Raw genomic sequence first — 14,302 nt, 5'->3', positions numbered from 1 at the left:
TTCAGCCCTCGTGTGCAACCCCAAGGTAGGTGTCGAAGACCTGCGCAGCGCATGATCATGCGCGCGGAGACACCTGGCTGGACAAGCTGTCCGGACGGCGTGCACGAACGGGCGCGCCGGATGGCCGAGCAGGCCATCGAAAGGTTTCAGGCGCTACTAGTCGCTGATGAACCAGAGGTAGCTGCCTGGTTTGGCCACGTAGGCCGTCAGCGTCTCGGCGAGTTCGAGCAGGGCGGCTTTCTGGAAAGGGCTGGCGCACTGCCGTACGAGGGTGGTCACCTCCGGGAGGGCGGCCTGCGCGTCCTGGTCGGTGAAGCGGGTGTCCCGGTAGGGGTCGATCTGGGCGAGCCGGCCCTGGGTCACCTCCTCCAGGGCCAGCGCGAGCGTCTCCCCGTGTTTGTGGGAGGTCCGGATCACGGTCTCCCGCTGCCGCCCCTTCCCTCGCGCTGCCGTCTGCTTGACGCGCAGCTCCAGCTCTATGCCCATGGCACCTCCAAGGTGAGTACCGGTACTCATCACAAGCCCCCGGTCAATGACGAGACTTGCGGCACACGTCGACACGGAAGGCCAGGGCGTCCATGTTCCAGCATTGCCGCACCTCAGTCGTACTCCTCGCCCTCGCGGGCGGATTCGCGGCATCCCTGCTGACCGGCTGCGCCGGGTGGGGGAAGGAGCGGGTCTGCCTGCCCGGCGAAGACCCGGTGCTCGCCGTGAACGACGCGGGTGGCGACTGTGTGCCCGAGGGGGAGGAGCCTGGTCCGGGGTGGGTGCGGTATCCCCGGGGCAAGGTGCCGGTGTATGTGGGGGACGAGTGGGACCGGTACTGGTCCGACAGGACTCTCGACGAGAAGGGCCGAGTCGTACCGCAACCGCGGTGATCCCCCCGGTTAGCCTCCGGTCTTCGGGTCCGGCATGCAGCCAGGAGCCGATCTTCACCCCGGCCAGGAGGGTGTCGCGGGTGAGGGCGGCGGAGTCGGCACCGGTGGCGAGGTGGGCGCGCAGCAGGTGGGACCTGCGGTGCCAGTCTGCACCGTGCAGGAGACGTCAGTCGGCGGCGAGGGCGGTGAGAGCGTTAGCGCGGGCGGCATCGGCTGTGTTCTTGGTGGCGAGGTGGCGAGGTGGCGCTGCGCGGCGAGCCGGGCCCAGACGGGGGGTGGCGGCGGGGGCAGCGAGGTGACCGTGACCGTGGCCGCAGGGAGTCGGCAGCAGCGGCCCGGCGGGCGCGCCAGGCGGCGTCGTGCTTGTCCCAGATCATGCCCAGCGCGTCGGGCTCAGCAATCCGGTTGGGCCGAGGCGGCCGGCTTTCGCGGCGTCGCGCATGGTGGTGATGAAGGTGCCGAGGCGGTGGCCGGTGGGGTCGGTGTAATCGGCGGGGGCAGCGAGGTGGCCGTACTGGTCGCGGTAGGAGCGGGCGGCAGCGAGCACGAGGCGGCGGGAGCGGGAGACGGCCGGGTCGCGGGGGTCGAAGGAGGCCAGGTCCATGGTGCGGGCGATGCGTTCGGGGTGGGCGGTGAAGTCGAAGTGCCAGCGGCGCTCGATGACGTCGCTGGTCTCGCGTGGGAGGTGGTTGGCCTTGTCGGGGAGGCGTTCGAGGATGCGGTGGTCGTGGCTGGCCAGCGCGCAGGCGATCGCCCACACCGGCTCATACGCGGTGCCCAGGACGAGCGGCCCGGTCTGCTGGCTCATCACAAAGGGCTGTGGTTCATCCGGATCGAGGCCTTCGACAACACTGACGCCGCGTCACGGCCACCGAACTGCTGAGGTTCGGGCACTCCTGCGCCGCCGTCCACGCCAACCACGCCGTCCGCCCCTTCCCAGCCCACCCCGCTGGCCGGTACCTGCTCACCCTCACACCGAAGGCCTACGCGGGCACCGGCGTCCAAGCCGTCCGCCCCGACCAGTAACCGCCAGCCGCCCGGCCGCAGGAGACGGCCATGTACGCTGCCCCGGCCCGACCCTGGGGAGGCGGGATCGGACACCCCAGTCGCCGGGAGCGTGTCCTGGGGTTCCTGTTCGTGCGGTGCCAGCGGCCAAGAGACGTGTGCGGCGGCCATCGGGCCCCCGGCCGATCTGGCGGGTGACGGCGTCGACCGTGCTCTGCCTGTAGGCGGTGCGGATGCCGGACAGGGACATGCCGCTGGCCTCAGCGAAGGATGGCCGAGCTGACTCGGTCGCAGGCGGCCAGAACGGAGCAGGCCGCGCCGGACCGGAATGCGGTGGGCGGTGGAAGCGGCGATGTCGGTGCGGGCGGCCAGCCGCACGGCCCGATCGTCGGCTCGGTCAGGCGGTCAGCGCCGCGAGCTCCGCGTTGGCGCGCTCGGTGACCAGGGCGAGGACGCGGCCGGCGGCGGCCAGGTCCCCGGCGGGCATCCCGCCCCAGATGCGGGCGGTGATGGGGCCGGTCTCCTCGCCGACGGCGGTGATCAGCTCGCGCCCTGCATCCGTGGGGCGAAGGTGCGCGCCGTCCGCGAGGAGCAGCTGCTTGGCCAGCAGTTCGTCGAGGGTGGCGCGGATTTCGGCCGGACCGGTCTTGAGGGAGCCCCGGACCTGGGTGACGAGATCGTCCGATGTCTGCGGGGCGTCGGCGGTGACGGCGGCGCGCAGGGTGACCTGCTGCTGGAACGTGATGCCGTGCCGGGCCAGGACGTGCTCCAGGACGCCGCGGGCGGCGTAGTGGGCCAGGCCAAGGGCGCGGGCGTCGGCGACGGGTGCAGTGGCGGTGGATGCAGTGGCGGTCATGGTGTTGTCCCTTGAGTGCTCTCGTCGTTCGGTACGGATGGAGTGAGTGGCGCGTTGAGCAGAGTCGTCAGCTCGTCGGTGAACGCGCGCGTCCGCGGGGCGTCGAGGCCACCGAGTGGCTCCAGCAACTGCTGAAGCAGTTCCTGGACCACCGCGATGGCCTGACGCGTGACGGCCTGCCCCTGCTCGGTGAGGGCGAGCTGTACGGCGCGGGGATCGCGGGGATCCCGGGTGCGCTCGATCCGGCCGGCCGACTCCAAGGCGCGCGCCAGCTTCGAGACGTACAGCGCCTCCAGGCCGGTGTGGTCGGCGAGTCGGCGCTGACTGGGCCGCTCGCCGGCGCGCTGCATGCTGTGCAGCGACGCGACCAGTGAGTACTGCGCGTGGGTGAGGCCCAGCGGGGCCACTGCACGATCGACCGCGGCGCGCCACTTGTTGGCGAGCCGCCATACCAGGAAGCCGGGCGTGGGGCCGGGCGAACCGTTGCTCATGACGTATAGATTACATGGCTACTATGTCCATGGCTATTATTTCCTGGCTGGACTTCACCGCCAATGCTCGACCAGTCCGCTCAGAACACTGGCACCCACCCCAAGCAGGCCCTCGTCGACGCCGGATACTGCTGCGAGAGACCGGTCCGGATCACCGGCCCTCTCGGGCCGCTTCCCTGGCCTGCAGACACAGGCCAGACGACCGCAACCAGCCTCGGCGGCCACGATCACCAGGTCAGTGGCCGGTTATCGAGACGCGCCCCTAGCCACCCGCGTGCAGGAGCCGCGAAGCCCCGTGGCGGTCTTCGGCTACGCGTACGAGCAGGGCCCGGCCCTCCGACCCTGTCGGGGCCGGGTTCGTGCCGTATGCCGGCCCCGGTCGGCTGGTCTTCCCCGAAATCTCCTCCCCGGTGATCTGGGAGCAGCAGAATCGGGGCGTCGGCGCAGCCGCGGTACGGGAGGGCAAGGGCTCATGGGGATGCAGGACGGCTGAACGTTCCTCAACCCCACCCCATCCGGCTCCGCCTCCGTCGACCACGCCCATCAGGTCAGTGCCTTGAGAAGAGGAGTCTGCGGCAAAGGCCGCCGTCGGCAACACCGGCTGCCGCAGTCAGGGCGAGCTGCCTGGGATGTGCGTAGAAGTAGCGCACCCGGAACTCCATCAGTGCGTCGAGTGCGCGAAGTAGTCCCGCCCAGTCAGGTTGCTCCTCGACCTCGGCCTCCGCCTCCGCGCGAATCCGCCGGCTCGCGAGCTCGGCCAGATGGACGCACATGTCCGCCTTATCGTCGAAGCAGGTCCACAGACTGCCCGACGCGCCGGAAGCTCACGGAGCCGTGATCACTCGCGCCAAAGCAGCTCCCGGCCGAAGTCGCTCCGCCGCCCGCGTCGTCGCGCGCAGACCGCATGTTGCCCCGGCTGGCCAGAAACCTAAGATCAGACCACCACTACGAAGGGGGCGGTTGATGGACAGCCGAGCATGGAAGCGGGCGTTGATTTTGGTCCCGGTGGCGCTGTCGGTCTCCGCATGCATGGGATGGGGCGGCTATCCGCCTGCGAAGAATGTCCACAACTCTCAGCTCATAGGCACCTGGCGCACCCGGGACTGCGACACCACGTTGGTCCTGAAGCCGGACGGATCGGCGTCCGCCACCGGCATTCCTGCCGACACGGACCTCAACGGCAAGATCACGCGGAGGCTCAGCGGGGATGGCACCTGGGAGATCTACAAGTCTGGTGCCGAGCAAGAACTCGATGTGACCGTAGGGGACGAAGAGACCCCGTTCGATCTGTACCGGGACAAGGGGCGCTTGGTGGTGGGTCTGACCGTAGGGGACCCCGACAGTATGAACTGGTGCATCCTTACCCTTAGTGTTTGATCCCTGGGTGTGGGGTCGCGCAGGAGATGGTGGCCTCGCCGGTGAGGCGGCGGGCCATCAGGTCGGTCATGGCGAGGTGGAGCATGGCTTCGGAGCGGGCGGGCAGGGTCTCGTAGTCGCGGGCCAGGCGGCGGTGGAACATCAGCCACCCGTAGGTCCGCTCCACGGTCCAGCGCTTGGGCAGTGGCGTGAACCCCCTGGCCCCCGGGGGGTTGGACGATTTCCATGCCGATACCGAGCTGGGCGGCGTGCTCGACGAGGTGCTGGCGGTAGCCGCCGTCGACCCAGACCTTGGGGATGGTGGGGTGAGCGGCCACGACCTGGTCGACCAGGTGAGTCCCAGCTGCGGAGTCCTGCACACTCGCGGCCGTGCCATCACCGCGGGAGACCCACCCTCACCGCTCCGAAGCCATGATCTGCGTCGCAATGATCGACCTCATAAGCCGCAGGCTGACACGAGAAGGGAAGACGCGGCGCCCTCAACCGGCCCGCTCCACCGCACTGACCGCACCGATGCCCACCACTCCCGCGCCGCCGGCCGCATCGATGCGCACAACCGCACCGAGTGGATGCGCACCGGCAGGCGGTGGTGCGCATCGTGGTGCGCAGGGGATGTGCGATGCGCACCGGGTGGGGGTGCGCACCACCGCACCAGGTGCACACCCACCCCGGCGCGGTGGTGCGGCTAACGGTGCAGAGCCACCACGGTGTTCACCACCACACGGGCCCGCGCCACGTGCTCATCGCGCAGCGCCTGCAGAGCCTGGGCGACGTCCTTCGGCTCGTCGGCGAGGACCTGGTCGACGAAGTGGGCGATGCTCGGACCCGGCGAATGCACCCTGCAGACGGGCGAGTTGGTCAGGGCGCGGGAGTGCTTCGAGCGGGCCGCGGAGCGGCTGGCCGGGCAGTCCCTGCCGGTGCGCGTGCCCGCCGTGCGCGGCCGGGCGGTCTCCCACTACCTCGCCGGTGAACTCCGCTACGCGGTCTACATCCTTGAGTCCGCCATCGACGAACTGAACCGCGGCGGCCTGCCCGACCCCGACGCGCTGCTCCTCCTCTACGCCAGCGTCATCGGCCCTACATGGACATGGGCACGCACGCCCGCGCCGCCCAGGCCGCCGAGTTCGCCCTCGCGCTCGCCCCGCGTGCCGCCGAACCCGCGCTGATCGCCCGGATGCACCGCTCGGTAGCCCGCACTGCTCGCCGAGGGCCGGGTCGCCGAGGCCGACGCCTCCCTCGCCAAGGCGGCCGAGCTGTACCGCCAGCTACAGCTGCGTACCGAGCTGGCCAACTGCCACTGGATGCGCGGCTACGTCTACGCCCAGCACGGCGAACTGGACCTCGCGGAAATCGAGTTGAGCAGGCCCTGGCGATGCTCTCGGAGTCCCGAGCCGCCCTCTACCGCAGCCAGGCGGCCGTGGAACTGGCCGATGTCCTGCACCGCCGGGGCAAGTCCGAGGAGGCCGCGGAAGTCCTCTGCGGCGTCCTCGGCGACTTCTCCTCCGAGCGCGGCGCCGTGCACGCCGCCGCGGCCCACCGCCTGCTCGGCATCATCGCCGAGGACACCCGGGACACCCAGGCCGCCGAGGAGCACTGCGTCCGCGCCCTCAGCCTGCTGGAACGCGCCGGTGCCGCGGGCGACCTCGCCGATCTCTGCCGCCTCCTGGGCGACCTCCTGTGCCGCACGGGCCGCGTGGAGGCCGCCCTGGACGCCTACCGCACCGGCCTGGGCCACCGCACCGCCCCCGGCACGACCACCCTGGGACCGGCCCCGGCCCAGCCCCCGCTGTGAGCGGTCAGCCCCAGCCGGGCACCGGCGGCTGCGGCCACGGCGGCGGGGCGGGCAGCGGACGGTCCGAGCGGACGACGGCGTCCGGGCCGCGGCCGGTGAGCCAGGCGAGGAGCGCGTGGCCGGGGCCGGCGGCGGTGGGTCCGGCGTCGGCGAGGGTCCAGGAGCGGCCGAGGTCGGTCGCCTCGATACGGGCGACGGGAAAGGACCGTGCGGTCAGGGCGGCGATCGTCTCGTCGAGGGTCCGGGTGACGTAGCCGGCGGGCCAGTCGGCGGCGGTGTGGCCGAGGTTCAGGTCGACGTGGTGGGTCTCGAGTTCGCGGTGGGCCCGGTGCAGGGTGTACCAGGCGGGGTGCCGCCAGCCCGCGAGGGCGGTGACCGGCGTGGCCCAGCGGTCGCCGGGCATGGCCGCCGCCGTGTCGAACAGCCGGTCCAGGCTGCGGTGCAGATCGGTGACGAGGTACGCGGCGTCGCGCCCCGCGCCCTCGCGCAGCGCCCGGTCCAGGGCGGCGGCGTCGGCCCGCGGCCCGGGCTCGGTGCCGGTGCGGGCCAGGGTCAGCAGCCACCGGTAGGCGTCGGCGCTGCGGGCGAGGTGGGTGAGGACGTGACCGCGGCTCCAGCCGGGAAGCGCGGACGGCTCGCGGGCCTGCGGATCGGTCAGCCCGTCGAGGCCGGCGCGGAGGCGATGGGCGGAGTTGCGTACGTCGTCGAGGAGTTGGGCGATGTCGGCGCGGTCGAGTTCGGGCGTGTCGGTCACGGCCCGGCACTCTACGGCGTGCTGCTCGACTCACGCGGCGTGCCGCTTCCCGGTCTTCACGGGCTTCGGCCCGGCAGCGGGCCGACGGCCGCGATGCCCTCGCTGATCGCCCGCTCGCCGACGTTGCCGAAGCCGAGGACGAGCTGTGCGGGCGCGGTGGCGGGCGAGGCGCGGCAGGCGCTCATGCCGTACAGGCCGACGGAACGGGCGCGGGCGGCGACGACGTGCTGTTCGTCGGCGCCGTTGGGCAGGTGGGCGACGGCGTGGAAGCCGGCGGCGAGGCCGGTGACCGGCTGCCCAGGGGCGTGTTCGGCGAGCGCGCCGGGCAGGGCGGTGCGGCGGGCCGCGTAGCGGGCGCGCATACGGCGCAGATGGCGGTCGAAGCGCCCGACTCGATCAGCCCGGCCAGGGCGAGCTGGTTCCAGCGTGGGGGTGCCGCGGTCGCTGCGGTGCTTGTGCCAGGTGAGCGGTCCGGCCAGGTCGGGCGGGCAGAGGGTCCAGCCGATGCGCAGGGCGGGGGCGAGGGACTTGCTGACGGTGCCCAGGGAGACGACCTGGTCGGGGGCCAGGCCCTGGAGCGCGCCGACGGGTTCCCGGTCGTAGCGGAACTCGGCGTCGTAGTCGTCCTCGATGAGGATCGCGTCGCGGTCCCTGGCCCACCCCACCAGGGCCAGCCGGCGCTCCGGGGCGAGGACGACGCCGGTCGGCCACTGGTGGGCGGGGGTGAGGACGACCGCGCGGGCGTCGGTTGCGGTCAGCGCGCGTACGTCGATGCCGTGCTCGTCGACCGGCACGGGAACCGCCCGCAGACCCGCCGCACCACGAATGCTGTCACGTTCGCCTTCTCGCCGATCGCGCTCGGGGTGCCGAGCGCTCCGGCAATCCGGTCGGCCGCCGCGCCGGAGATCGGCGGGGACGGCATCGCGGCCCGGATGGCGTCGCGGCGTCCAGCGCCTCCACGGCGGCCCGGGAGGGCGACGAGTCCGGGTCGGGCATCGGCTGCGCCGCCGTGCCGCTCGCGTGCAATGCCCACCTTTACCGGCCTGATGCATCGGTTCGGCCTCATCTCCCGGCTGTGGCTGAGTCGCGGGCGGTGCGGGCGATGATGATCCCGCTCGCCACGGCGGCGCGCCAAACGTCTCCCGGGTAGTTGATCTTGCTCCGCCTGTCCGGCTCGGCGTGGAAAGAGCGCGACATCGTCCTCGCCCAAGACGTCTCCGGCGACAAGGTGGCCGATCTCGTCTACCGCAGCGACGCCTCGGGCAGGCTGCTGCCGCGCAAGGCAATCGCCGCTTCCGGTGGCGGTACCGACCTCACCTCGCTGGTATCGGCCGCGAACTCCTCCGGCGGCACCGACATTTACTGGACTGGCACCGGCTGGCTCACCGCCGCCATACCGCACGTCCTTGGCGCCCCGGACGCCAACGGCGACGGCAATCCCCGACGTGTGGACGGTCCGCTCCGACGGCACGGTCCGCTTCTACGCCGGCGGCCAGGACGCCATGACCGGCTCGGGGACCGAGATTATCGGGCCAAGCTCCTGGTGGAAGACCCGCATCGCCGTCGGCTGAGTGCTCCCGCACCACCGCTCAGGGCCCCGTTCTCCGATCTTGCCCGGGAAAGCGGGGCCCTTTTCGATGCCAGCCAGGCGGCCCAGCAGATCAGCCTGGTACGCAAGGCCCGGCACGTCACCGAACAGGCTATGGACCGCATCCTGGAGTCCAGAAGGCCGAACAGGCACCTTACTCGCCTACAGCTCGCACCCCTGCCCGGCGGTGTTCCTCGCCCGGAACGGAGATCGCGGCGGTACTGCAGATCCTCCGGGAGCTGGTCGACGCAAACGTGTCAGCCCTCAATCTTCATGCGATACACCGAGGTCATCGCGCATAGCGGTTCTCATAGCTCGGAGCATCTCCCAGACCTCGTACTGAGCCTGTGCCGCGGTCTCCATCGTTTCGCCTGGTTCGGGGGCACCGCGTTCGAGGCGTTTGACCTGGCCGTAGACCTTGTTCAGGGCTTGGTTGACGACACTCGCTCGCCTGAGTACTTCTTCTGGGGCGATCATCTGTGCTTCGGAATATCGATCGCGATGCGCGTTCTTCGCCCCCTCGAGTGCGTCACTGTCGGCCTCCTCCACGCCGCGTTCCCTCATGACGTGCAGGTGGCGGTTGAGTGCGGTGGTGAACTGCCGAGCATCCCGGTTGAGTTCCACGTAGCAGGTGCGCCGCAGAGAACGGTTCTCGCGGACCTCCTCATGGTCTCGAACGAGCTCTATTTCCAGGCGCTTCGCTCGTTCTGAGCCGCGCTGGGTGAGTAGCGCTCCTCCCAGGGTTCCTGCGACGCCTGCCACAGCGATGATCACTGAGCTGAGATCCACCGACGTACCCCGTGAAATCCATCGGCCCCGTGCCCGCTGCACATGGCCCAGGCCGTCAAGTTTGCCGCTCCTTGGTGCGACGGGGTTTGGTGCCCTTCTTGTGGTGGGGCGGGGCGGCTGTATGCCTCGCCGGTGGCGACGGCTCTGCCCACGTCATGACGGGTGGCCGGGCGGCGGTTCTTCGAACCCGGCGGTCGGCCAGGCCCGGGACGAGACGGTTCAGGTGCACTGGCCGGGGAGCCGGTCTGCGTGTGGCGCCCAGTACGAGGATGCGCACCCGGCGATCGTTGCCTGGACGCAGAGTAAGGCGGCGGACCGTGGCACGAACGAGCTGTAGCTGAGCGACCTCCAGGCCATGTTGGCGAGCTGACCGCGTCGGCGGGGCGGCTAGGCGGTTTCGTTCGGATCATCGTGCGTACGTGCGGGTGCTCCGCTACCCGAGCGGAGACTGATTGCTCAACCCCCGGCCAACAGGGTCGGCCTGGTCTCTCCACTGGGAGTGCGAAATGCTGGCTCTTGCTGGCAGAGCTGGAGGTGGGGATGTTCAAGCAGTGGCGCTGGCGCTGGCGCGGTCGGTTACGGACGATCAGCTTCTCGTTCTTCGGGCAGAGCGCCAGCGTGGAGTTCAGCCAGAGTGAGCGCGAGCGGGCAAGATCGATCCTGCTCCGCTTGGAGGACCACCGGGTGCTCCATGCGCCTTATGATCTCGAAGAGGAAAATGGGTCCTGGGGATCCATCGAGGCGCTGCGTACCTATCTGAACGAACAGGTCGAGCGGTGCGAGTCCGAGGAACTGCGGGAGCAAGTACGCGCGATGCGCGCCGCTGTGAGGCAGTGGCTGACCGATGTGGAGTCAGCACGCAGATTGACCGACAGAACATTCCCGGATGTCCCGCCTAACGGTCGGGATCCGATCCGGTGGGCCAGGGATCGGGATCGGGTCCAATGGGCGTATGGGCTTCAGGCGCTGGGTATGCTGCGCGGCCGGGTTGGAGTTGCTATCGCTGAGATCGGCCGGAAGTTCGACATCCCGATCGACGGTGACCTCGCCCACGTCACGCCGCCTGACGTAGACGATTCGGAGCGGGGAGCCAGGCTGTCGCCGTTGTACTTCGACGAGGCGTAGCTGTGCTAGGGAGAGCGAGCTGGGCCAGGCCCCGCTTGCCCGCTGCCCCTTGCGCCATCTCTGTCTGGATCATCGTGCGACCAGAAGAAGATCCCCGCGGTGTGGAGTCCAGCCAGGTATATCGTCGCGGTCTTCTCGTAGCGGGTGGCGATGCCTCGCCACTGTTTGAGGCGGTTGATGCACCGCTCAACGGTGTTGCGCTGCTTGTAGGCCGCACGGTCGAAGGCAGGGGTCTGCCGACCCGACTGCCCCGCGGCAGCCGGTGGCCTTGCTGGTCCGCCGGGACGCGGGTGCCTCGTTGGCGCAGGTGTTTGCGGATGGCGCGTGACGGATACGCCTTGTCGGCGAGGACCACGTCCGGTCTGGTGCGGGGCCGTCCACGGGGCCGGGCAACGCGTAGGCGAGCCATCACCTCGGCGAAAGCGGGCGCGTCCCCGGCCTGTACGGCGGTGAGGACGAAGGCCAGGGGCCGGCAGCAAGGTGGATCTGCGGGGTGAGTTGAGATAAGGGGGCGCGATGCCGTGGACCCTTTCCTCGATGTCGGCATTCCCGCCTCGCTCGTGGAACCGTACGCGCCCGTTGGCAGGACACGCTGGACACGGGTCCGCTGACGCCGCCGCCGTCGCCGGATCGGTGGTGACGAGCACGACGAAGAGCCGCCCGTCCGCCTCGACGCAGGCGGCGCAGGTCACGGGGGACGCCATCGCGCAGCCCCAGGTACGCGAACACTGCGTTCTTCCACAGCGCGGACCCGGCGAGTGCGTCCCGCCCGTCCTCCAGCGGGAACCCGTAGGCGCGCGAGTTGATGTCCGCGTACGCCCCCAGCAGTTCGTCGTCGTCCACGCGCACGTCAGCTCGGGGTGGGCGGGTTCGGGTACCGGCAGCAGATCTACACGCGGTCCTGGAAGACGCAGTTCCACCCGTACGTGCCCGCGACACTGCCGTCGGCGCGCACCGCCTCCAGCGTGTAGAAGTACGTGCCACCGCGCGCAGCCTCGGTGTCGGTGTAGGCGCGCGTCTGAGCAGGGAGCAGTCCGGTGTGCAGCGGCTGGTAGGTCCGCGTGGCCGTGTCCCACCTGCTGATCCGGTAGCCCGCGACGGTGTCGCACTCGGCGGCCTTGTCACACTGCCAATTAATGGACGGCCCGTCCTCGTCCGGTCCGCCGATCACGGTGGCGTGGCCCAGGGTGCCGAGGTTCCAGTCCTGCGTCACCGCCACCGAGGGCCGCACATCCAGCTCGGTAGCCTCGACGACCGCGGCCTTCGGGTCGCTCGGGGACAGCGCGTTGTTCCAGCGGTCCCTGGCGACGACCGCGTACACGTGCGTCTCTCCGTCGGGCAGGTCGCCGCACAGGACCGCGAGCGGATCGCTCGTGCCCTCCCCACAGCCGTAACCGAGCCACTTGACCGTGCCGTCGGCCTGCCGGGTGCCGATCCAAGCCAGGTAGCGGTCGACGTCTTCCTCGGTCGACGCCGACCAGCTCAGCAACACGCCGTCGGCACGTGGGGTGGCCTTCAGACCGGTGACCGGGGCGGGCGCGACGCGATCGCCGGTGCGGACGACGACCGGGGCGGAGAGCGCCGACTCGTTCCCGGCCGGGTCCACCGCCGCGACCGCGTACGTCACGAACGCGCCCGCCGGCATGTCGACGTCGTGGCAGAGACCACCGGTGGAGGTCTCGTCGCTATCATCGCGATCGCAGGTCACGCGCGTGAGCGCGGCCGGGTCGAGGGTCTTTCCGGGCGAGCGGTAGACGTGGTAGCTCCCGCCGTTGGAGAAGTCCTCGTCGAAGCCGTCGGGCTGCTTCCAGTACACGTCGGTGTAGCCGACCTCGGCGATGGAACCGAGTGAGGTCGGGGGTTTGGGCGGGGTCCGGTCGACGCCGTCACCGGTGACGGTGGCGTACGCCGAGGGGTTGTCAAGCGCGTCGAGGGCGCGGACGCGGTAGTACCGGGTGGTGTTCACGGGCGCGTAAGTGCGGTACGACGTCGCGGCCGTGGTGCCCAGCAGTTCGAACGGGCCGGTGGCCGAGGGCGCGGCGTACACCTCGTAGGTCTTGGCGTCGGCGTTCCCGTGCCAGGTCAGGTTGGTCCACCAGGCGTCACCGACCGCCGTGAGATCGGCCGGCGCCGCCGGCCCGGTACGGTCCACGGTGACAGCGGTGACGTCGGCGCTGCCGGTGGACTCGTGGCCCGCCTTGTCGACGGCGCGGACCTCGTACAGGAAGGTCTGGCCGGTGGCGGGCGGCGCGTCGACGAAGGACGGGGAGGTGAGCGGTGACGAGCCGCTGACCTTGGCCCACTGGGTGGTGCTCAGCCGGCGGTACACGCGGTAACCGGCGAGGTCCATCTCCTTGTTCGCGCTCCAGCGCAGCGTGGTCTTGGCGGTGTCCCGGCTGTATGCCGCCGTGAGGCCGGTGGGAGCGAGCGGCTTGACCTTGTCCACGATGGCGTCGGTGCGCGGGGTGTACGTGAACCGGACCTCGGCGCGGCCGGTCCAGGCGGCGTAGTCCACGCGGATGGTGTGCTTGCCGGCCGCAACGGTCAGGTCGACGGTCTTGCCGACGGTGGTGGAGACGTTCTTCCACAGGTCGATCTTCCGCACCCCGTCCACGTAGACGCGTATGCCGTCCTGTGTGCTGCCGGAGAGCCGGAAGGGGCCGCCGGAGCCGAAGTCCCGGGTGACGGACCAGCGGACGGAGAAGTTGTCCTTGGGCAGCGTGACACCGCTCGGGTCGCCGTCCCCGTAGTTCTCGGAGACGGCGGAGTCGCAGGCGGTCAGCTTCGGTGTACCGCTGAAGGTGGTGTTGCCGAAGTACTGGGCCTTCCACAGGGGAGAGGCGCAGGTGACGGCCGCGGACGCCGGGGCGGCGGTGATCAGGCCGCCAGTGAGGGCGGCCGTCGCGGCCACCGTGGTCAGTCGGGTACGAGTCATCACAGGGAGCGCGGGCCTTCCAGAGCGACGTCCAACGGGTGACCCCAGCCGTCACCCGTCACCAGTTGACGCTGGTGGTGCATGTGTGACTCCTGTGGAGCGATCTTGGTTGCCCCCGGGTGACGCGCTTTTTCTAGTTTCGGCAGCGGCAGACGAGCGTGCGGCGGCCGTTGCGCTCGCTGCAGCGCGGCGGCTGACCTGTGTCTTCACTCCAGACCCCGGGCTCGGTGCCAGCCTCGCACCGTACGGATTGCGTGATGTGAGCGTACGGATCGCGTACATACTCCGTCCCCCGTCACGGAGCCTACGTCCAGCGCATGCCGATGGCGGAGAGCTGCTCGATCCGTTCCGGGGACAGCGTGGCGGCCCTGCTCCGTTGGTTGCTGATCCATGCACCGAGCCGGACCCGGAGTCCCTCCCGGCCCTCTTCGCTACCCCCGTTCTCCCCGCCGATCGTTTCGATGTGTTTGCGCGGGACCCGCAGGTGCCCCTCGCGTTGGTAGTACTGGGTGGCGGCGGCAAGATTGAGAGCCCATTTGTCGGCCTGGCTGCGCCGCGGCGCCGGTTTCTCCTCCTCGGTGGCGGGTTCGATCCCGAGGACCTGCTCGCACAGCCACTGCTGTACGCCTGTGAGCTTGTCCCAGCCGAGGCGGACCGAGCGTACCCACCGTCCCAGATCCTCGCCCTGGTGCACGACGACGCCCGGCTCCGT

At 70.4% G+C, this 14,302-nt stretch carries 13 protein-coding genes and 5 pseudogenes; 5 read left to right on the top strand and 13 right to left on the bottom strand.

Annotated features, from left to right (window positions below; genetic code table 11):
- Positions 1 to 156: 156 nt before the first annotated feature.
- Entirely contained in the window at positions 157 to 486 is a 330-nt protein-coding gene (locus S1361_RS00575) for a hypothetical protein (RefSeq protein ID WP_208036373.1), read from the bottom strand.
- A 92-nt stretch (positions 487 to 578) separates the two neighbouring features.
- On the opposite strand from S1361_RS00575, the gene S1361_RS00570 reads away from it, so the two are divergent.
- The gene (locus S1361_RS00570; RefSeq protein ID WP_208036372.1) at positions 579 to 878 is read left to right on the top strand and encodes an SCO0607 family lipoprotein; all 300 of its coding nucleotides are present in this window, start codon (positions 579 to 581) and stop codon (positions 876 to 878) included.
- Between the two features lie 373 nt (positions 879 to 1,251).
- Here the strand turns inward: S1361_RS00570 and S1361_RS39775 are convergent, their stop codons facing one another.
- The 3 genes from S1361_RS39775 to S1361_RS00555 form a co-directional block, all read right to left on the bottom strand.
- Entirely contained in the window at positions 1,252 to 1,686 is a 435-nt protein-coding gene (locus S1361_RS39775) for a Helicase associated domain protein (RefSeq protein ID WP_279577594.1), read from the bottom strand.
- Between the two features lie 594 nt (positions 1,687 to 2,280).
- Positions 2,281 to 2,739, bottom strand: a complete 459-nt coding sequence (locus S1361_RS00560) for a MarR family transcriptional regulator (RefSeq protein ID WP_208029907.1) — start codon at positions 2,737 to 2,739, stop codon at positions 2,281 to 2,283.
- Positions 2,736 to 3,230, bottom strand: a complete 495-nt coding sequence (locus tag S1361_RS00555) for a MarR family winged helix-turn-helix transcriptional regulator (RefSeq protein WP_208029906.1) — start codon at positions 3,228 to 3,230, stop codon at positions 2,736 to 2,738. The genes S1361_RS00560 and S1361_RS00555 overlap by 4 nt, the downstream gene beginning before the upstream one ends.
- Before the next feature lie 963 nt (positions 3,231 to 4,193).
- Here S1361_RS00555 and S1361_RS00550 point away from each other — a divergent pair.
- Positions 4,194 to 4,607, top strand: a complete 414-nt coding sequence (locus tag S1361_RS00550) for a hypothetical protein (RefSeq protein ID WP_208029905.1) — start codon at positions 4,194 to 4,196, stop codon at positions 4,605 to 4,607.
- Here the strand turns inward: S1361_RS00550 and S1361_RS00545 are convergent.
- Both S1361_RS00545 and S1361_RS00540 read right to left on the bottom strand, forming a co-directional pair.
- Positions 4,597 to 4,978: pseudogene (locus S1361_RS00545) on the bottom strand (transposase); the annotation flags it as partial. The gene S1361_RS00550 and the pseudogene S1361_RS00545 sit on opposite strands and share 11 nt — an antisense overlap.
- 314 nt (positions 4,979 to 5,292) lie before the next feature.
- Positions 5,293 to 5,445: a hypothetical protein gene (locus S1361_RS00540; RefSeq protein ID WP_208036965.1), complete on the bottom strand. Its 153-nt coding sequence runs from the start codon at positions 5,443 to 5,445 to the stop codon at positions 5,293 to 5,295.
- Here S1361_RS00540 and S1361_RS00535 point away from each other — a divergent pair.
- Positions 5,420 to 6,399: pseudogene (locus S1361_RS00535) on the top strand (transcriptional regulator); the annotation flags it as partial. The gene S1361_RS00540 and the pseudogene S1361_RS00535 overlap by 26 nt on opposite strands.
- A 4-nt stretch (positions 6,400 to 6,403) precedes the next feature.
- On the opposite strand, the gene S1361_RS00530 reads toward S1361_RS00535, so the two are convergent.
- Entirely contained in the window at positions 6,404 to 7,153 is a 750-nt protein-coding gene (locus S1361_RS00530) for a maleylpyruvate isomerase family mycothiol-dependent enzyme (RefSeq protein ID WP_208029904.1), read from the bottom strand.
- A gap of 56 nt (positions 7,154 to 7,209) precedes the next feature.
- Positions 7,210 to 7,947 (bottom strand): aminotransferase class I/II-fold pyridoxal phosphate-dependent enzyme, encoded by a 738-nt coding sequence (locus S1361_RS00525; protein ID WP_208029903.1) that lies wholly within the window; start codon positions 7,945 to 7,947, stop codon positions 7,210 to 7,212.
- A 362-nt stretch (positions 7,948 to 8,309) separates the two neighbouring features.
- On the opposite strand from S1361_RS00525, the gene S1361_RS00520 reads away from it, so the two are divergent.
- Positions 8,310 to 9,452, top strand: coding sequence for a hypothetical protein (locus S1361_RS00520; RefSeq protein WP_208029902.1), 1,143 nt, complete (start codon positions 8,310 to 8,312; stop codon positions 9,450 to 9,452).
- Positions 9,453 to 9,585: 133 nt separating this feature from the next.
- Here S1361_RS00520 and S1361_RS38735 read toward each other — a convergent pair.
- Positions 9,586 to 9,766, bottom strand: a pseudogene (locus tag S1361_RS38735) (NF041680 family putative transposase); the annotation flags it as partial.
- Positions 9,767 to 10,070: 304 nt separating this feature from the next.
- On the opposite strand from S1361_RS38735, the gene S1361_RS00515 reads away from it, so the two are divergent.
- Complete coding sequence (locus S1361_RS00515; RefSeq protein ID WP_208029901.1) at positions 10,071 to 10,655, top strand: hypothetical protein; 585 nt, start codon at positions 10,071 to 10,073, stop codon at positions 10,653 to 10,655.
- Positions 10,656 to 10,660: 5 nt separating this feature from the next.
- Here the strand turns inward: S1361_RS00515 and S1361_RS00510 are convergent.
- The 4 genes and pseudogenes from S1361_RS00510 to S1361_RS40145 form a co-directional block, all read right to left on the bottom strand.
- Positions 10,661 to 11,127 (bottom strand): annotated as a pseudogene (locus S1361_RS00510) (transposase); the annotation flags it as partial.
- 154 nt (positions 11,128 to 11,281) lie between these two features.
- Positions 11,282 to 11,545 (bottom strand): annotated as a pseudogene (locus tag S1361_RS38730) (GNAT family N-acetyltransferase); the annotation flags it as partial.
- On the bottom strand, positions 11,545 to 13,590 hold the full coding sequence (locus S1361_RS00505) for a PA14 domain-containing protein (RefSeq protein ID WP_208029900.1): 2,046 nt from the start codon (positions 13,588 to 13,590) through the stop codon (positions 11,545 to 11,547). The gene S1361_RS00505 and the pseudogene S1361_RS38730, both read right to left, overlap by 1 nt.
- A gap of 304 nt (positions 13,591 to 13,894) precedes the next feature.
- On the bottom strand, positions 13,895 to 14,284 hold the full coding sequence (locus S1361_RS40145; protein WP_425086577.1) for a helicase associated domain-containing protein: 390 nt from the start codon (positions 14,282 to 14,284) through the stop codon (positions 13,895 to 13,897).
- Positions 14,285 to 14,302 lie beyond the last annotated feature (18 nt).

The sequence above is a fragment of the Streptomyces cyanogenus genome, from assembly GCF_017526105.1.
Classification (GTDB): Bacteria; Actinomycetota; Actinomycetes; order Streptomycetales; family Streptomycetaceae; genus Streptomyces; species Streptomyces cyanogenus.
The sequence above is the reverse complement of the archived record's forward strand: the minus strand, read 5'-3'. Positions and strand labels throughout refer to the sequence as shown.